Source organism: Nonomuraea sp. NPDC049750 (assembly GCF_040659625.1).
In the GTDB taxonomy this organism is placed as follows: Bacteria; Actinomycetota; Actinomycetes; order Streptosporangiales; family Streptosporangiaceae; genus Nonomuraea.
Map to the genome: position 1 here is coordinate 576,070 of NZ_JBFANB010000002.1, position 17,811 is coordinate 593,880.

A 17,811-nucleotide genomic window follows, 5' to 3' on the forward strand; every position below is an offset into this window, starting at 1 on the left:
GCACCGGGCATGTTCGCGCGGCATCCAGTCAGTACTCCAGCGGCGGGGTGGGCACCCGGTGCCCGGCGGCTGGACGAGCTGGTCAGGGTTTGAGCACGTAGCGACCGCGCACGCCGCCCTTGGCCATGGCCCGGTGAGCCTCGGCGACCTGATCCAGCGGCATGACCGCGTGCACGCGGGCCGGCAGCTCACCGGACGCGGTGCGGGCGAGCAGGTCGCCCAGTCGAGCGCCGTCGGGATGCGCGATCACGACCTGTACGGTGATCCCGCGCTCCGCGGCCGGCTTGACGCTCGGCTGGACGCCGACGAAGACCCCGCCATCGCGAACCAGGGCCAGGCCCCGCTCCTGCAGCGCCGCACCGTCGGCGACCGCGTCCCAGCCCGGCTCCGCGTTCGTGGTGAACCCGGCACCCAGGCCACGGATGAACTCCTCGTCCTCGGCTCTGGCCAGACCGGTCACCTGCCAGCCGCGCTCCCGCGCGAGCGAGACGACGTACCCCCCGACCGCGCCGGCCGCCCCGGTCACCAGCAACTGGTCGCCGTCGCTGGGTGCGTCACCGAGGAGATCGACGATCTGGGCGGCGGCCAGCCCGTTGAGCGGTACCGTCGACGCCGCGATCAAGTCCAGCCCGTCGGGAACGACGGCGATGTCGGCGGTCCGCACGACGAGCTGTTCGGCGTAGGTGCCGAAGTCGCGGTCGAAGCCGTCCACCAGGCCGGCGACCGGAGTGCCGGCCCGCAGGTCCACGCCGGGGCCGGCCGCGACGACGGTCCCGGAGAAGTCCCAGCCCAGGCCGGTACGCTCGGGCTGGTTGACCAGCCCCATGGCATGGAAGAGGCCGCGAGCGACCGCGAGGTCCACGGGATTGACCGACGCGGCGGCGATCCTCACCCGGACCTCACCGGGGCCGGGCTCGACGACGGGAACGTTGATGATCTCAATCGAGTCGGGTCCGGTCGGGGTGCGGACGGCGGCCGTACGGAAAGTAGAGATGCTCATGGTTCCGCTCCTCATAGCTGGGGTTCGACGGTTGACCTGCTTCACTATCGGCGGGTAGCTCTCCAACGGGAAGTACGCACTTCGAAGTGCGTATGTCACCTCCCAGTAGGAAGGAGCGGTCGATACCAACGAGGACGGCGGCCCAGAATCGGGCACCGGCAAAGGGGCGCTTTCGGAGCAGGTGCGGTCCACCGGTGTCCGCAGTTCGAAAGAGCTCAACGTGAGGAGATCTGGCGCGGCGTGCGTTCGGTGCCGTGGAAGATGTCGGCGAGGGCACGCAGCGCGGCCGGTGACAGCATCGCGGCCCCGATGCCCTGGCAGAGGTGGCCACTGATCAGCAGGTTCTCGTCTTGCGCCAAACCACTGGCCAGCGAGGCGAGGATGAAGACCACCAGACCGGTCAGCATCATGGAACGCGCGCCGAAGACGTCGGCGAGCCGGCCGCCGAGCAGCAGCCCGCCGAGGAACATCGGCACCGCGACGAAGATCCGGTTCGTGCGGGCGCGCTCGGCCTGCTCGGCAGTTGGCTCGCATCGACGTTATCGACCAGGGATCGAACACCGCGCCCTAGGTGCGTGAGCCGCGGGATATGGCCTCCTCCGGCAGGGGCTCAAAATCGTCGAAATGACGGCTCTCCGCTGGGGGGTGCGCGACGACGGTCTTGGCGGTAAAGCGGTGTGGGCGGAGGTGCTCACCACTGACGCGGATCGTTAAAAGGGCCTGCATGAATACGCAGGCCGATGTGCGCCGGTGCCGGTGCCGGTGCCGGTGCCGGCGCCGGCGCTGGCGGCGGTGTCAGGCCAGGTTTCGTGCGCAGACGGTGAGCAGGGAGGTCAGCTGTTCCACCTCGCCTGGCGGAAGGTCGGTGATCATGCGTTCCTCCACGTCGAGCACCACGCTGTGGGCCTGGTCGAGCAGGGATTGGCCCGCATCGGTGATGGTGACCGGCAGGGCCCGGCCTGAGGTCGGCTGTGTGGCGACGGAGACCAGCCCGGCCCGGGTGAGCCCGGCGAGCACATCCCTCAGGGACTGCCGGGTGACAAAGGTGCGCCGAGCCAGTTCGGCCGCCGGGGCGCCGGGCGCGTCGGCCAGTGCCCGCAGCACCGCGTACTGGGACATGGACAGGCCCATCTCGCGCAGGCGCTCCTCACACGCGCCGCGGAAGGCCTGGCTCACCTGCTTGACCAGATAGCCGACGCGCTGGCGGACATCCATTTGACTCATGACAGGAACCTTACACATAATCCTCCTTGTAAGGAACCTGACATGAGGAGAAGCCGTGCCCGCGACCACCACCATCACCGTCGGCGCCCCAGTGGCGACCCTGATCAATGTCTTCACCGTCCAGGCCGACCGTCAGCGCGAGCTCGTCGACCTGCTGGTCACCGCCACCGAGGAGGTCATGCGGCACCTGCCCGGATTCGTCGCCGCCAACATCCACGCCAGCGACGACGGCACCAGGGTGGTCAACTACGCCCAGTGGGAGACCGCGGAGGCATTCCAGGCCATGCTCGGCACCCCGGCCGCGCAGGTGCACATGCGCCAGGCCGCCGCCCTGGCGGACGGATTCGACCCGCACCTGTACGCCGTCGCATCAGTGCACCACCGCTGAGCACGTCACCTCCAAGAGGGCAGCGATCATAGGTAACTCAAGACGCGGCCGGCTCACGTCATCAGACGGCGCAAGCCGGCGCGCCCGCCACAACGGCGACGAAAGGATGCTCGTCCGCTACGACCCCCGCTACAGGGCGAGTTGGAGCGTCACCCTCTGATGGGTCGGCAGGTAGCCGAGCGCGTCATTGATGGCGCGCATCGGACGGTTGCTGTCGGCCGTATCGGTCAGCAGGCCATCGAGGTGCGGGTAGCGCTCGCGGGCCTGCCGGATGGCCTCGGCCTTCATCCAGCGGGCCAGGCCGTGCCCGCGATGTTCCGGCAGCACGCCGGTGCCGTAGTGCTGGGCATCACCCGTGCCGTCCCCTGGGACGACCAGTTCGGTGAAGCCGACGATGGAACCGTCCGACTCGGCGACGACAGCCACGGTGTGGAGCAGATCGCCTCGGTTCTCGACCGTCCGCACCGCCTCCCGTACGCGATCGACGTCCCAATGCACGCTGCCGTAGTCGGTGTCGTCCATCGGCATGTCGTCCATGGCGCGGCGGGCCGCGGCGAACGTCTCGGCCAATTCGTCGGGCACCATCCCGTCCCACGCGACCAACTGGTACTCGTGATGCGGACTGCTGATGATCTCCCGAAGGCCGGCGAGGCCGACCTGCGCCAGTGGCAGTCGCGTGTAGGTCAGGGTCAGCACTTTGCGGAAGTCGTGTGCCGACAGGAAGGCCTCTCCCGGCGAGCCGGGCTCTGCTTCCGCGATGACGGAGCGTCGGCCTTCATCGCGAGCCGCCGCCAGCGCGGCTGTCAACAGGAGAGAACCAACACCGGCGCGCTGTTCGGCCGGGTGGACGTGGAGATCGAGCTCGGCCAGATGCTCCTGGCCCGCCGTGGTGAACAGGCGCAGAAAAGCCGACCCGACGGGAACGCCGGTGGATCGGGTGGCCAGCCAGGCGAGGCGGCGGCTGGATGAGGTGAGCTTGGGGTCAATAAGAGGGGTGATGCGAATCGACACGGTGTCTCCGGCTTGAGGGGAGGTGGGGGATAGCAGAGCTGCGGCCTTGCCGCTGAACGGTCCTGCGCATCTGCTGCACACCTCCTGCAAGTACGGCCTCGACATCCGACGCGATCGGCAAACTATAGCGGGCCGCCCGTCCTCGTCACGGCGGGTGGCCCGGCGGTCCGGCGGCCCGGCGGCTCAGCTGGTCGTGGCGTAGCGCAGCAGGACGTTGTCGGAACCGTCGAGGCTGCGGACCTCAGCGATGGTGAGCCCTTCGACCGGCTGAGTGAAGATCGGCATCCCCTCGCCGAGCGCCTTCGCCCCGACGATCAGGTGCAACTCGTCGACGAGCCCGGCGCGGAGCAGGGCGTTCCAGGTGACCCGGCTGCCGAAGGTGACGATGTCGCCGCTGGTGCGCTGCTTGAGCTCCTTGACCCATCCCTCGGCGTCGGCGCGCTTGACCACGGTCGTCCGGTCCGCCCACGACGCGATGTCCTCGTCCGTGAGCGAGTCGGAGACGACACTGACCTCGATCCGCCCGTAGATCGCGCCGAACTGCTGGTTCACCGTGGACGCCTCACGGTTGTCCGCTTGCGCGGGCCAGAACCTCATGAACATCTCGTACGAATTGGCGCCGAGCAGCAGTGACCCGGCGGCCTGGATCCGCTCCAGGTTGTAGGCGTCGAACGCGGCGTCCATCGGCAGCACGAGCGGGTTGCCGTCCGCCGCCGCGTAGAAGCCGTCGAGAGACATGATGTTGCAGACGATGAGCTTGGCCATGTCAGGCACTCCGTTTTCTCCGTAGATCTGCTTGTGGCGCCCACCATGTCTCGCAGATGCGTCGGCCGACAGATGCAAACATCACCAGACTCCCGCTGACTTTCGGACACCCTACGCAGGCCAAGAGCCGCCACCAGCATTTGGCCGGAGACCTTGATGACAAGTCGGCTCACGTCCGGGGGCGCGGGGGCCGGCAGGCCACCGCCCGGGGTTCGGGGCGGAGCCCCGATGGGCACAGCCCGAGCCTCAGCGAGGACCACGCCTTTGGGGGTCGAAGGGGGCGGAGCCCCCTGGGAAGCACGCCTGAGCGCCATTCGCGCGTAGCGCGCCCCGATCGCGATGACCGAGCTTTCAGGCCCGCCGCCGAGCCCGATAGGCGGCCACGTGCATCCGGTTTCCGCACGTGCGGCTGTCGCAGTAGACGCGGGATCGGTTGCGGGACTCGTCCACGAACACCCGGTCGCAATCAGGTGCCGAACACGTTCGCAGCCGCTCCCACTCCTCGTCCACCACCAGGTGCGCCAGCGCCACCCCGCAGTCCGCCGCCAGGTGCTCGGAGAGCGTCGCGTCCGGGGCGAAGTAGTGCATGTGCAGCGGATGTCCGTCGTGCTCCGTCAGCCGGGGCGTGATGCGGGTCCCCGACAGGAGCGTGTTGAGCATTCGTACGGCCGTCGGCTGGTCCGGGGCGGTGAAGACGCGGTGGAAGGCCTCCCGCACCAGCCGCACCTGCCCCAGGTCGCGGGCCGTGAGCGCGCCGATGCCGCTGACCTGGCGCGACTCGACGAACGCGTGCAGGTCGGCCAGCTCGGCCAGGCCGTCGTCTCCGCCGGTCGACGGGGACGTGTTGACCAGCTCTACCACCGTGGCCAGCGAATGCACCATGTCATGGCCAAACGGCATGTTGACTCCTGTCGACGACCGGCTCTAGCGTGGTCGCAGCGTATCTCGCTCCAAGGACCTCGGGGGTTTCTGTGGGTGCACATCGTCGTATCGTGCTGATTGCGATCGCGGGTGCGCTGATCATCTCCACCTCCGCGCCGCTGGTCCGGTTGTCGGGGGTCTCGCCTGCGACCTCGGCGTTCTTCCGGTGCGCGTACGCGCTGCCGCCGATGCTGGTGCTGGCCTGGCTCGAACGGCGGAGGCTGGGGCCCCTCCCGGCCCGCAGCCGCAATCTGGCGTGGCTGGCGGGCGTGCTGTTCGCGTTCGACCTGCTGTTCTGGCACCACGCTATCAAGTACGTGGGCGCGGGGCTGGCGACCGTACTGGGCAATCTGCAGGTCTTCATCGTGGCCTTCGCGGCGTGGGCGCTGTTTCGTGAGCGGCCGTCGAACCGGCTGATGATGGCCACCCCGGTGGTGTTCGCCGGGGTGGTGCTGATCTCGGGGGTGTTCGACAGCGCGGCCTATGGGGCGAACCCGCTGCTCGGGGTCGTGACGGGTGTGGCCACCTCGATCTCGTACGCGGGGTTCCTGCTGGTGTTGAAGGGCGGCTCGGGGCGTACGGTCGGGCCGTTGACGCACGCCACCGCCGTGGCGACGGTCGGGATGGCCGCGTTGAGCCCGGTGTTCGGGGGCGCCGACTTCGTCCCGAGCTGGCCGGCGCACGGCTGGCTGCTGCTGCTCGCGCTCGGGCCGCAGGTGGTGGGCTGGTCGCTGATCGCGTACTCGCTGCCCAGGCAGCCCGCCGCGCTCACCGCGCTGCTCCTGCTCGTCCAGCCGATGACGACGGTCGGGCTGTCGGCGGTGCTGCTCGGTGAGCACCCGTCACCGCTCCAGCTCACCGGGTGCGGGGTGATCGTCTTGGGCGTCCTGTACGGCTCGCGGCGCGCTCAGCCCGCCCGCACCGAGGCCGAGCAGCCGGAGCAGGTGCCGAACACCTCGACCGTGTGAGTGATCTCGGTGAAGCCGTGCTCGGAGCCGACCGTCTCCGCCCAGCGTTCGACGGCGGGACCGGCCACCTCGACGGTCCGGCCGCAGCGGCGGCACACCAGGTGGTGATGGTGGTCGCCGCTGGCGCACGCGCGGTAGACGGACTCGCCGTCGTCGGTGCGCAGCACGTCGACGTGACCGCCGTCGGCCAGCGCCTGCAGCGCCCGGTAGACCGTGGTCAGGCCGATCTTGGCGCCGTGGGCGCGCATCTCGGCGTAGACGTCCTGGGCGCTGCGGAAGCTCTTGCTCTGGCGGAGGGTGTCGTGCACGGCGTCGCGTCTCGTGGACATCATCGTGCGACCTCCTCGACGCGCATGCTGGATCGCTCGCTCACTGTGGACTCCTGGGGTCTGCCTCGCCGTACGAACTTACCGACACCGAGGGCCAGGACGAAGCCGCAGAGGGCAAGAAGCACGATCGCGGCGCCCGGCGGCACCCTGGCGGACAGCGTCGAGGCGAGCAGCCCGCCCACCGCCGCGACGACGCCGAACAGCATGGCCAGCGTCATCGTCGAGCGGAAACCCCTGGTGAGCTGCTGACCGGTCGCCACCGGGATCACCATCAGCGCGCTGACCAGCAGCAATCCGACCACGCGCATGGCGATGACGACGGTCAGCGCGGCCGTGACGGCGATCAGCAGGCTGAGGAAGCGCACCGGCAGGCCGCTGGCCCTGGCCATCTCCTCGTCCTGGCAGAGCACGAACAGCTCCCTGCCGAAGATCACCACCACCGCGATCACCGCGACGGCAAGCGCGCCGATGATCCAGATGTCCTCGGTGGTGACGCTGGCGATGGCGCCGAACAGGTAGGAGTTCAGCTTGGCGTTGCTGCCACCCGGCGCGATGCCCATGAGCATGACGCCACCCGCGATGCCGCCGTAGAACAGCAGCGCCAGCGCCACGTCGCCGCTGGTACGCCCGCGCGCCCTGACCAGCTCGATGGCCACGGCGCCGATGACGGCCACGGCTACGGCGGTGAGCACGGGCGCGGTGCCCGTCAGGAAGCCCAGCGCGACGCCGGTCAGCGCCACATGCCCGATGCCGTCACCGAGCAGCGCGAGCCTGCGCTGGACGATGAACGTGCCGACGGCGGGCGCGCAGAGCCCCACCAGCAGCGCCGCGATCAGCGCCAGCTGGAAGAACTGCTTGCCCAACAACTCGATCATGGCTCTCCCCGCCATCCGGAAAGCGGTCCCGCGCTCGCCTCGGCGGCGTGCGGGTGCACGTGCTCGTGTCCCGGCCGGGCGCAGTCGCCCTCGGGCCGTGGTGGTCTGCCGTCGTGCGCGATCAGGCCCTCGCGGACCACCACGCCGCGGGTGATGAGCGGCTCGAGCGGGCCGAGCTCGTGGGCGACGAGCACGATGGTCTTGCCGTTCAGCACCAGCGTGGCCAGCGTATCGGCGAGCAACTGCTGAGTGTCGGCATCGACACCCGCGGTGGGCTCGTCCATGACGTACGTGTCGGGTTCGCCGGCCAGCGCGCGGGCGATGAGCACCCGCTGCTGCTGGCCGCCGGACAGCGACTGCACCGGGTCACCCGCCCGGTCCGCCAGCCCGACGGCCTCGAGGGCGCTCGCCGCCGCCGCCTTGTCCGCGGCGCTGGTACGGCGCAGCCGGCTCTGCCTGGCCACGCGGCCGGAGGTCACGACCTCGCGGACCGTGGCGGGCACCCCGCCGCCGACGGCCAGGCGCTGCGGCACATAGCCGATGCGCCACCACTCGCGGAATTTCGCGGGCGGTGAGCCGTACAGGAGGGTCTGGCCGCCCGAGAGCGGAATGAGGCCCAGCAGGGCGCGCACCAGCGTGGACTTGCCGGAGCCGTTGGCGCCCATGAGGGCCACGACCTCGCCGGGGCAGACCGTGAGATCGATGCCGCGCAGGATGTCGCGCCGGTCCAGGCTCACCCGGCCGCCGGTCATGGCGAAGGCGGTCTCGCCTGTGCCGCTCACGTCGCACACCCCACCGCGGTCTCGCGCGTGCCGGTCATGCCGTACACCCCAATGCGCCGCTCATCTCATACACCCCAATGCGCCGGTCATGCCGTACACCCCAATGCGGTCTGCAAGGTCTTCAGGTTGTCGCGCATTCCCGACAGGTAGTCGCCCGACGGCTTGCTCTCCAGCGGGTCGAGCACCGCCGTCCGCGCGCCGACCTCCTTGGCCAGCACCTCGGAGACCTTGGGGCTGACCAGGGCCTCGGTGAAGATCGTGGTCACCTTCTCGTCCTTGGCCAGCTTGGCGACCTCGGCGATGCGGGCGGGGGAGGGCTCGGTCTCCGGGTCCAGGGTGATGCCGATCTGCTTGAGGTGATAGCGGTCGGCCAGGTAGCCGAACGCCTCATGGGCGGTGACCAGCGTCTTGGTCCCGCAGGTGGTCAGGGCCTTGGCGTACTCCTGGTCGAGGGTCCCCAGGGCGCCGGCCGTCTTGACCGCGCGGTCCCGGTAGCCCTGGGCGTGCGTGGGGTCGGCGGCGGCCAGTCGCTCGCCGAGCTTGGCGGCGACGGTGGCCAGGCGGGACGGGTCCAGCCAGAGATGCGGGTCGTAGCCGATGTCGTGACCCTCCGCGTGCTCGCCGGCGGGCAGCGTCTTGACGGCGGTCGCGGCGTCGAAGCTCTTGTCCTGGTCGACCGCGTCGTCCACGGCGGGCTGGACGCCCTTGATGTAGACGGTCAGGGTCGCGTCTTGGAGCTGGGCCACCTGGTGCGCGCCCAGCTCCAGGTCGTGCGGTTCGACACCGGGGGCGGTCAGGACCGACACGCTCACGTCGGGGCCGCCGACCTGCTCGGTGAGCCACTGGAGCGGATAGAAGGCGGCGATCACGGCGGGCTTGCCGAGCGCCGTAGTCTCCGCATCGCCGGTGTTGGAGCACGCGGCGGTCGTCAGAGCGGTCGCGAGGATGGCAGCACCAATTAGGGGCGTTCGGGACATCACGCCCCCAAGTATGGGGAAAATGAAAATGATTGTCAAAATCTCCGGCTAAAACACTCCGAAGCGGTCGGCCGCGAGGACCAGCAGGAAGGCCAGCATCACGACCCGCAGCAGCCGCCCGCCGAGCCCCAGCGACGGCCAGGACAGGTACGCCAGCCAGCCCACGAACCCCAGCACCGGCAGCACCGCCACGCCGCCCAGCCAGCTGTCCACGGCGAACCCGGTCAGCAGCAGCACCACCAGCACGGCGGGCGCCGCCCACTTGGGCACCTGCGTGAACAGGAACGTCATCGGGGTAGCGCTGCGCTCCTCGACCGCCTTGCGCAGGCCGGTCGCGCCGGGTGTGAAGAACTGCTCGCCGGCGGGAAGCGGCCGCCGGGCGTTCCCGCGGCGGTTGTCATTGGTGGCCACGGCCCGAGCCTAGCCCCGTCCCCATCGGACAGCAGGTGGGACGGTAACGGCGCGGGGGCCAAGCGGTCGCGGCACGGGGGGCCGGTCGGCGGGCGGGGGCGGGCGGAGCGCCCGAATCGGTCAGTGGGTGCGGGCAGGTCAGGGGCTGGAATCGCCCAGCGGTACGTAATCGTCTGACATCCTGGTGTGCGTGCTCGCCGTCATCCGTTACACCGTCCCAGAGTCCCAGTCCCAAGACTTCGTCAAGCAAGCCCATGTCATCCTTCAGACACTGGCCGACCAGCCCGGATTCCTGCGCGGCCGGTTGGCCCGCTCGGTCGATGAGCCCAATCTGTGGGCGCTGGTCAGTGAGTGGGAGGGCGCCGGGTTCTACCGCAGGGCCCTGTCCGCAGCGCGGATGGCGATGTATCCCCTGATGATCCTCATGGTCAATGAACCAAGCGCGTTCGAGGACGTCTATCTTCAAGACGGCGAGTAGAAATACTCGCGCGCGAGGGCTCGTGAGCGTCCCCTAAGCTGGGAGCTCACCCATTCCCTTCGCCGACCTCCAGCCGGAAAGAGACGCAACCAAAATGGCACGACGCACAGACGTCATGGACACGATCGTCAGCCTCGCCAAACGCCGCGGGCTCGTTTACCCGTCGAGCGAGATCTACGGCGGACTGCGCGCGTCGTGGGACTACGGTCCCCTGGGCGTCGAGCTGAAGAACAACGTCAAGCGGCAGTGGTGGCTGTCGATGGTCCAGTCACGCGACGACGTGGTGGGCCTCGACTCCTGCGTCATCCTGGCCCGCGAGGTCTGGCAGGCCAGCGGTCACGTGGAGACCTTCACCGACCCGCTGACCGAGTGCCAGTCGTGCCACAAGCGCTACCGCGCCGATCACCTCCTCGAGGCGTACGAGGAGAAGAACGGCAAGACGCCCGAGAACGGCTTGGCCGACATCACCTGCCCCAACTGCGGCAACAAGGGCGCCTTCACCGACCCCAAGCAGTTCAGCGGCCTGCTCAAGACCTACCTCGGCCCGATCGAGGACGAGTCGGGTCTGGCCTACCTGCGCCCGGAAACGGCGCAGGGCATCTTCATCAACTACCTCAACGTGCAGCAGTCGGCGCGTAAGAAGATCCCGTTCGGCATCGGTCAGGTCGGCAAGTCCTTCCGCAACGAGATCACGCCGGGCAACTTCATCTTCCGCACCCGCGAGTTCGAGCAGATGGAGATGGAGTTCTTCGTCAAGCCGGGCAGCGACGAGGAGTGGCACCAATACTGGATCGACGAGCGCTTCCGCTGGTACTCCGATCTGGGCATCAACAAGGACAACCTCCGGCTCTACGAGCACCCCAAGGAGAAGCTGTCCCACTACAGCAAGCGCACGGTCGACGTCGAATACCGCTTCAACTTCGCGGGCGGTGAGTGGGGTGAGCTCGAGGGCATCGCCAACCGCACCGACTTCGACCTGACCGCCCACTCCAAGGCGTCGGGCGTCGACCTGAGCTTCTTCGAGCAGGACACGGGCGAGCGCTACGTGCCCTACGTCATCGAGCCGGCGGCGGGCGTCGACCGGGCCACGCTGACGTTCCTGCTCGACGCCTACAGCGAGGACGAGGCGCCCAACGCCAAGGGGGTCATGGAGAAGCGCACGGTGATGCGGCTCGACCACCGGCTCGCCCCGGTCAAGGCCGCGGTGCTGCCGCTGTCGCGCAACGCCGACCTGTCGCCGAAGGCTCGCGACCTGGCCGCGCAGCTGCGCCGGCGGTGGAACGTCGAGTTCGACGACGCGGGCGCGATCGGCCGCCGCTATCGGCGCCAGGACGAGATCGGCACGCCGTTCTGCATCACGGTCGACTTCGACACGCTCGAGGACCAGGCGGTCACGATCCGCGAGCGCGACACGATGGCTCAGCAGCGCATCTCCCTCGACGCCGTCGACTCCTACCTCCGCCAGCACCTGAACGACTAGTTTTAACGACTAATTCTCCTTTTACGGCCGGCAGTGGCCAGCCCCACCCGCCATACGGGGCTGGGCCCTGTCCAGGGGCACGCTCCTGCGGTTTACGGGGCTGGCCGCCGTGACGTGCGCATTGTTGACCCCGTTCGCGGTCTTTCCTGGACCGTGGGCGGGGTCAATGTCGTCAGGGCAGGTGGGCAAAGGAATCAACAGCAGGCAAGAGAGCCAGCAGCGTGCAGGGGCATCAGCGGCGGGCGCGGCTTCGGCACACGGTCAGGGTGATGGCGTACGCGATCGGGGGGAGGACGAAGACCGCGATCCGCAGCCCGTGCACGATCCAGAGGTAGCTCTCGTGCGGTGCCGCGAGCAGCGGCGTCGGCGCCTTCGGGTCCGGCGGGGTCTCCGAGACCCACGTCCCGGCCCACAGCACCGTGAAGAACGTGATCACCGCCACCCCGAGCGCCGTGCGGATGGGCGCGTGCGAGGGGCGGTCCAGCAGGTTGTGCACGCGGCGGTCCCCGGTGAAACGGCGCTCCAGGAACGGATAGAACAGCAGGACCGTGAAGAAGGCGGCCAGGACCAGCATCGGGATCCAGAGGCCGACCTGCAGGACGAAGCCGCCGACGGTGATCTCCCAGGGCGGCGTCAGGCGTAACGCGCCTTCCAGAACGCCGGAATACCAGAACGGCTGGGCCGAGGGCGGCCAGCCGCCCGGCTGGTACGCCCCGTGCTCCCACACCGGGTTGACCCGGACGAAGGTGGCCAGCAGCGTGATGACGGCCATCGTGAACAGCGTGGTGGCGCCGTTCTTGACGGCGAAGTACGGGAAGAACGGGCCGCCCGTGACCCGCGTCTCGTCCGACGCCGGGGTGCGGTGCTCGGTGTGCTTCTGCCGCCAGGTCAGGACGATCCCGTGCAGCGGCACGAGCGCCAGCAGGATGCCCGGCACCAGCAGCACGTGCGTCACGAACAGGCGCGGGATGACCTGGCCGGGGAAGCCGCCGTCGAAGACGAACGCCGACAGGTAGCCGCCGACGAGCGGGATCGACAGCAGCAGGCCCTGAGCCTCTCGCAGGCCGGTCATGGCGAGCTGGTCGGCGGGCAGTGAGACGCCCAGGAACGACTCGAACAGCACCAGCCCGAACAGCAGCACCCCGGTCATCCAGCTCAGCTCCCGCGGCTTGCGGAAGGCGGCGGTGAAGAAGACGCGGAACAGGTGGGCCACGATCGACAGCACGAAGATCGTCGCCGCCCAGTGGTGCATCTGGCGCACCAGCAGGCCGCCCCTGATGTCCAGGCTGAGCTCGCGTACCGAGGCGAAGGCCACGTCGGGGTTGGGCTTGTAGAAGAGGGTCAGGAACGTGCCCGTCAGCACGAGCAGGACGAACGAGTACAGGGCGAACTCGCCGAGCAGGAACGACCAGTGGCTCGGGAAGAGCTTGCGCAGGTTCGGGCCGAGCCAGCCGGCCAGGCCGAGGCGCTCGTCCAGGTAGCGCGCGGAGCCCTGTGCGGCCTTGGCCGATCCGGCGACCAGGCGGGCCGAACGCTGGGGCTTGGTAGGAGTGGCCATCGGGCGCCTCCTGCTAGGGGGTGCTCCTGATTGTGAACCCTACCTCTGGATCTTTCAAGAATTGGTTTATACCAATTGGTATAAACCAATTCTTGGTCAAACAGAACATAAATTGGATTAGACCGGTGATAGGCCCTTCACCAGCTGAAACGTTGACTTAACCGATGAGTGCAGTTTCATCATGATTATCGCCGGTAGAGTCCGAACCAGAGGCGTTGATTGGAGCTGTGGTGGCCAAGTACGTTTACGACTTCACCGAGGGCAACAAGGATCTCAAGGATCTTCTCGGCGGCAAGGGAGCAAACCTTGCCGAAATGACCAATCTCGGACTGCCCGTCCCTCCCGGGTTCACGATCACCTCCGAGGCATGCCGCCACTACCTGGCCGAGGGCGCGGTCCCCGACGGCCTGGAGCGGGAGGTGGCCGAGCACCTCGGCGCGATGGAAAAGCGGATGGGCAAGACGCTCGGCCAGGCCGACGACCCGCTGCTCGTCAGCGTCCGCTCCGGCGCGAAGTTCTCGATGCCCGGCATGATGGAGACCGTCCTCAACATCGGGCTGAACGACGATTCCGTGCACGGCCTGGCCAAGCAGGCCGGCGGGAACGACCGCTTCGCCTGGGACTCCTACCGCAGGCTCATTCAGATGTTCGGCAAGACCGTGCTCGGCATCGACGGCGAGCTGTTCGAGCACGCGCTGGAATCGCTGAAGGGCGACCGGCAGGACACCGACCTCGGGGCGGCCGAGCTGCAGGGCCTGGTCGAGACGTTCAAGGGCATCGTGCGCGACCAGACGGGCAAGGACTTCCCCGCCGACCCGCGCGAGCAGATGCGCCTGGCCGTCATGGCCGTCTTCGACTCCTGGAACGCCCCGCGCGCCATCCTCTACCGCCGCCAGGAACGCATCCCCGCCGACCTCGGCACCGCGGTCAACATCGTGGCCATGGTCTTCGGCAACGTCGGCAACGACTCGGGCACCGGCGTCGCCTTCACCCGCGACCCCGGCTCCGGCCAGCAGGGCATCTACGGCGACTACCTGCAGAACGCCCAGGGCGAGGACGTCGTCGCCGGGATTCGCAACACGATCCCGCTCCAGGAGCTGGAACGCCTCGACAAGAGCTCGTACGACGAGCTCCTGCGGATCATGGAGACGCTGGAGAACCACTACCGCGACCTGTGCGACATCGAGTTCACGATCGAGCGCGGCAAGCTCTGGATGCTGCAGACCAGGGTCGGCAAGCGCACCGCGGCCGCCGCGTTCTGCATCGCCACCCAGCTCGTCGACCAGGGCCTCATCACGCTCGACGAGGCCGTCACGCGGGTGACGGGTGACCAGCTGGCCCAGCTGATGTTCCCGCGCTTCGACTCGGACACCGAGAAGAAGAAGATCGCCAAGGGCATGAACGCCTCGCCGGGCGCCGCCGTAGGCAAGGCCGTGTTCTCCTCCGCGCGCGCCGTAGAGCTGGCCGGCCAGGGCGAGGACGTCATCCTGGTGCGCCGCGAGACCAACCCCGACGACCTGTCCGGGATGATCGCCGCGCGCGGCATCCTGACCAGCCGCGGCGGCAAGACCTCACACGCCGCCGTCGTCGCCCGCGGCATGGGCAAGACCTGTGTCTGTGGCGCCGAGGAGCTGGAGGTGTCGATCGGCGAGCGCAGGTTCACCGCGCCGGGCGACATCGTGGTGAACGAGGGCGACCTCATCTCCATCGACGGCACGACCGGCGAGATCTTCCTGGGCGAGGTGCCCGTGGTGGACTCGGCCGTGGTCGAGTACTTCGAGGGCAAGGGGCCCGACGACGACCTGGTCCGGGCCGTGGACCGGATCATGCGGCGGGCCGACGAGGTGCGCCGGCTGGGCGTGCGGGCCAACGCCGACACGCCCGACGACGCGGCCAGGGCGCGCCGCTTCGGCGGTGAGGGGATCGGGCTGTGCCGTACGGAGCACATGTTCCTGGGCGAGCGCCGGCAGCTCGTCGAGGACCTGGTGCTGGCCTCGGGCGACGAGGAGCGCCAGGCGGCGCTGGACGCGCTGGAGCCCCTCCAGAAAGCCGACTTCGTCGGGATATTTCAGGCTATGGAGGGTCAGCCGGTCACGGTCCGGCTCATCGACCCGCCGTTGCACGAGTTCCTGCCGGACCTCACCGACCTGTCGGTCAAGGTGGCCACCGGGGACGCCACGGACAAGGACCGCAAGCTGCTGGGCGCCGTCAAGCGGCTGCACGAGCAGAACCCCATGCTCGGGCTGCGCGGCGTGCGGCTCGGCCTGGTCATCCCCGGCCTGTTCGCCATGCAGGTACGCGCCATCGCCCAGGCGGCCAAGGAGGTGCCGGGAGCCAAACCGGAGATCATGATCCCGCTCGTGGCCGCCGTACAGGAGCTGGAGGCCGTCCGCGAGGAGGCCGCCGGGATCCTCGCGGACCTCGGCGTCGAGGCCCTGATCGGCACCATGATCGAGACGCCCAGGGCGGCGCTCACCGCGGGCCAGGTCGCCGAGGCGGCCCAGTTCTTCTCCTTCGGCACCAACGACCTGACCCAGATGACCTGGGGCTTCTCGCGGGACGACGTCGAAGCCGCGTTCTTCTCTCGCTACCTGGAGCTCGGCATGTTCGGGGTCTCGCCGTTCGAGACCCTCGACCGCGACGGCGTCGGCCGCCTGGTAACGATCGCCGTCGAGGAGGGCCGCGCGGCCCGCCCCGACCTCAAGCTCGGCATCTGCGGCGAGCACGGGGGCGATCCCGACTCGGTGCACTTCTGCCACCAGGCCGGGCTCGACTACGTCTCGTGCTCGCCGTTCCGTATCCCCGTCGCCCGCCTGGAGGCCGGGCGCGCGGCGTTCGCCGAATGCGACTCCGACACTCGGTAAGACAGCCGAAGGTGGTACCCACAGAGGGACACCAGCCACGACGGACCGTCAGATCTTCCTCCCCCCGAAGGGAGATCACACGACCGCCTCGATCCCTGTGACGGTCCGTTGTGGCTGGTGTCCCTTGGGTGGGATACCCCTCCGGGGGAGGGGATGGAGACGCTCCGTTGTGGCTGGTGTCCCTGTGGGGTGGGGATCGTGACGGTCCGTTGTGGCTGGTGTCCCTGCGGAGGCCACTTCGGGGACCATCGCGGTCGACCGGGCTAGACGGTCGCTTCCGCCTGCTCCAGCGTGGCGGGCACGTAGTCGTGACGCATGCCCAGGTCGCCCAGCCACTTCCGGAGCCCGGGAACGGCGGACGGGTTGGCCGCGACCTGGGCCGCGTACTCCGACAGCGCCACCTCCTCGCCGTCGTCGAACAGCAGCCGCGCCGGCCCCGCCCACGACAGCGTCCACCTGGCCTGGCCGTGCTGGATCAGCACCGCCTCCAGCGCCTGGCCGAGCACCCCGGCCAGCAGCGTCTCCGACGGGTTCCAGCCCAGCTCGCGCAGCTTCTCCTCCAGCTCCGGCCGCCGCCCCCTGGCGATCACCTCGAAGGCCGCGTCGAGGTAGGGCCGGGTGGCGCCCAGCACCCGCTGCCCGGCCAGCGCCAGGTCGTTGAGCGCCTCGGCGTTGCGGGCCGCGTACATGCCCTGGGACACCAGCTCCTCCCACGACACCGCCCGCAGCGATGTGAGCGCCTCCGGCGTCCACATGGACTGCTCGACCGCCTGCACCGCCACGTTCGCGTCGCGCAGCAGCGTGAGGGCCGAGCGCGGGTCGGGTACATGCTCCGGCTCCGGAAGCAGCTCGATGGCGGCCAGCCGGTCGGCAAGGCTCGGGTGGGAGTCGAAGAGGGAGGTCTCCCGCGGCTCCTCGCCGAGCTTGGCCACCTCGGCCTGCCTGGCCGGGTCGCTCATCAGCGCGTGGAACCCGCCAAACACCGCCGCGGGCCGGTTGCCGCCCGCCCCGGTCATCGACAGGTAGCCCTCGGCGTAGATCTGCCAGGCGGTCGCCGTACTGTGGATCTTGCGCAGCGCCTCCGACATCGCCTGGCGACCGCCGATGGCCACCGCGAACCGGTCGGCCTCCAGCTCCTGCCCGCGCGACACGCTCTGGGAGACGAGCATGTAGAGCTTGGCGTAGTACGTGAACAGCCGCTGGACGTACGGGTTGCCGGCCAGCCCCTCGACGGTCGCGATCAGCCCCTCCCGGCCCCGGTAGACCGGCGCGCCCAGGCGGGTGTGGGCGCCGCTGTAGTGGCCCAGCTCGTGGCCGAGCACCGCGCGCATCTCGTCGACCGTGAGGGTCTGCAGCAGCGGCAGCCCGATGTACATGCGCCGCCTGGTGGCCTTCATGCCGAGGAAGCGGGTGTCCTCCGCGACGGCCGCGTTGACCTCGGGCACCAGGCGGATCTCGTCGGGCGGTGCCGTACGGACGCGCTGGGACAGGTCGTCGACCACCTGCCAGAGCGCGGGCTCGTGCTCGCGGGCGACCAGCACGCCCGGCTGCTCGCCGTCCTTGCGGCGGCTGACCATGATCAGGGCGCGCACGAGCGCGGCTCCCGCCAGGGTCAGGATGACCGCGTACTTGAGGCCGTTGACGTGGAAGTCGACCAGCAGCAGCACGTCGAAGAAGACGGCCGCGACCAGCACGAGGCCGACCAGCACGTAGAAGCCGGCAAGCAGGGCGAAGGCCAGCACGGCCCGGAACGCTGTGGTCATGGAGGAGGGGCTCCCGG

The 17,811-nt window shown here is 69.2% G+C and carries 18 protein-coding genes; 5 read left to right on the plus strand and 13 right to left on the minus strand.

Translation table 11 applies throughout. From position 1 onward, the window contains the following. Positions 1-82: 82 nt before the first annotated feature. From AB0J16_RS07855 to AB0J16_RS07865, 3 genes are all read right to left on the minus strand, one after another. Complete coding sequence (locus tag AB0J16_RS07855) at positions 83-1,000, minus strand: NADP-dependent oxidoreductase (protein WP_358535791.1); 918 nt, start codon at positions 998-1,000, stop codon at positions 83-85. A 215-nt stretch (positions 1,001-1,215) separates the two neighbouring features. Further along, positions 1,216-1,470: an MFS transporter gene (locus AB0J16_RS07860; RefSeq protein WP_358536148.1), complete on the minus strand. Its 255-nt coding sequence runs from the start codon at positions 1,468-1,470 to the stop codon at positions 1,216-1,218. A gap of 325 nt (positions 1,471-1,795) precedes the next feature. Continuing rightward, a complete protein-coding gene (locus AB0J16_RS07865; protein ID WP_358535793.1) occupies positions 1,796-2,224 on the minus strand; it encodes a MarR family transcriptional regulator in 429 nt (142 codons plus the stop codon). A gap of 55 nt (positions 2,225-2,279) precedes the next feature. On the opposite strand from AB0J16_RS07865, the gene AB0J16_RS07870 reads away from it, so the two are divergent. After that, entirely contained in the window at positions 2,280-2,612 is a 333-nt protein-coding gene (locus tag AB0J16_RS07870) for an antibiotic biosynthesis monooxygenase family protein (RefSeq protein WP_358535795.1), read from the plus strand. 129 nt (positions 2,613-2,741) lie between these two features. On the opposite strand, the gene AB0J16_RS07875 is transcribed toward AB0J16_RS07870, so the two are convergent. The 3 genes from AB0J16_RS07875 to AB0J16_RS07885 form a co-directional block, all read right to left on the minus strand. Then, positions 2,742-3,704 carry a GNAT family N-acetyltransferase gene (locus AB0J16_RS07875; RefSeq protein WP_358536150.1) on the minus strand — a complete coding sequence of 321 codons (963 nt, stop codon included), beginning with the start codon at positions 3,702-3,704 and terminating at the stop codon, positions 2,742-2,744. Between the two features lie 102 nt (positions 3,705-3,806). Next, the gene (locus AB0J16_RS07880; RefSeq protein WP_358535797.1) at positions 3,807-4,388 is read right to left on the minus strand and encodes a dihydrofolate reductase family protein; all 582 of its coding nucleotides are present in this window, start codon (positions 4,386-4,388) and stop codon (positions 3,807-3,809) included. Between the two features lie 351 nt (positions 4,389-4,739). Then, positions 4,740-5,288 (minus strand): CGNR zinc finger domain-containing protein, encoded by a 549-nt coding sequence (locus AB0J16_RS07885; protein ID WP_358535799.1) that lies wholly within the window; start codon positions 5,286-5,288, stop codon positions 4,740-4,742. Between the two features lie 92 nt (positions 5,289-5,380). On the opposite strand from AB0J16_RS07885, the gene AB0J16_RS07890 reads away from it, so the two are divergent. Further along, the gene (locus tag AB0J16_RS07890) at positions 5,381-6,277 is read left to right on the plus strand and encodes a DMT family transporter (protein WP_358535801.1); all 897 of its coding nucleotides are present in this window, start codon (positions 5,381-5,383) and stop codon (positions 6,275-6,277) included. Here AB0J16_RS07890 and AB0J16_RS07895 read toward each other — a convergent pair. From AB0J16_RS07895 to AB0J16_RS07915, 5 genes are all read right to left on the minus strand, one after another. Further along, the gene (locus tag AB0J16_RS07895) at positions 6,217-6,606 is read right to left on the minus strand and encodes a transcriptional repressor (RefSeq protein ID WP_357948142.1); all 390 of its coding nucleotides are present in this window, start codon (positions 6,604-6,606) and stop codon (positions 6,217-6,219) included. The two genes, AB0J16_RS07890 and AB0J16_RS07895, sit on opposite strands and share 61 nt — an antisense overlap. Beyond that, entirely contained in the window at positions 6,606-7,481 is an 876-nt protein-coding gene (locus tag AB0J16_RS07900) for a metal ABC transporter permease (protein ID WP_358535803.1), read from the minus strand. Before AB0J16_RS07900 ends, AB0J16_RS07895 begins: the two co-directional genes overlap by 1 nt. Further along, positions 7,478-8,233: a metal ABC transporter ATP-binding protein gene (locus AB0J16_RS07905; RefSeq protein ID WP_358536152.1), complete on the minus strand. Its 756-nt coding sequence runs from the start codon at positions 8,231-8,233 to the stop codon at positions 7,478-7,480. The genes AB0J16_RS07900 and AB0J16_RS07905 overlap by 4 nt, the downstream gene beginning before the upstream one ends. Positions 8,234-8,349: 116 nt before the next feature. After that, positions 8,350-9,240: a metal ABC transporter substrate-binding protein gene (locus AB0J16_RS07910; protein WP_358536154.1), complete on the minus strand. Its 891-nt coding sequence runs from the start codon at positions 9,238-9,240 to the stop codon at positions 8,350-8,352. Between the two features lie 48 nt (positions 9,241-9,288). Beyond that, positions 9,289-9,651 (minus strand): DUF6703 family protein, encoded by a 363-nt coding sequence (locus tag AB0J16_RS07915; RefSeq protein ID WP_357947632.1) that lies wholly within the window; start codon positions 9,649-9,651, stop codon positions 9,289-9,291. A gap of 190 nt (positions 9,652-9,841) precedes the next feature. On the opposite strand from AB0J16_RS07915, the gene AB0J16_RS07920 reads away from it, so the two are divergent. Together AB0J16_RS07920 and AB0J16_RS07925 are read left to right on the plus strand one after the other, a co-directional pair. After that, the gene (locus AB0J16_RS07920; protein ID WP_357947635.1) at positions 9,842-10,129 is read left to right on the plus strand and encodes an antibiotic biosynthesis monooxygenase family protein; all 288 of its coding nucleotides are present in this window, start codon (positions 9,842-9,844) and stop codon (positions 10,127-10,129) included. A 94-nt stretch (positions 10,130-10,223) separates the two neighbouring features. Further along, a complete protein-coding gene (locus AB0J16_RS07925) occupies positions 10,224-11,609 on the plus strand; it encodes a glycine--tRNA ligase (protein ID WP_358535805.1) in 1,386 nt (461 codons plus the stop codon). A gap of 232 nt (positions 11,610-11,841) precedes the next feature. Here AB0J16_RS07925 and AB0J16_RS07930 read toward each other — a convergent pair whose 3' ends face one another. Next, the gene (locus AB0J16_RS07930; RefSeq protein ID WP_358535807.1) at positions 11,842-13,167 is read right to left on the minus strand and encodes a cytochrome b N-terminal domain-containing protein; all 1,326 of its coding nucleotides are present in this window, start codon (positions 13,165-13,167) and stop codon (positions 11,842-11,844) included. Between the two features lie 230 nt (positions 13,168-13,397). Here AB0J16_RS07930 and ppdK point away from each other — a divergent pair, with 230 nt between their 5' ends. Then, a complete protein-coding gene (gene ppdK / locus AB0J16_RS07935; protein WP_358535809.1) occupies positions 13,398-16,031 on the plus strand; it encodes a pyruvate, phosphate dikinase in 2,634 nt (877 codons plus the stop codon). Between the two features lie 263 nt (positions 16,032-16,294). Here the strand turns inward: ppdK and AB0J16_RS07940 are convergent, their stop codons facing one another. Continuing rightward, positions 16,295-17,794 (minus strand): M48 family metallopeptidase, encoded by a 1,500-nt coding sequence (locus AB0J16_RS07940; protein ID WP_358535811.1) that lies wholly within the window; start codon positions 17,792-17,794, stop codon positions 16,295-16,297. Positions 17,795-17,811: the final 17 nt, after the last annotated feature.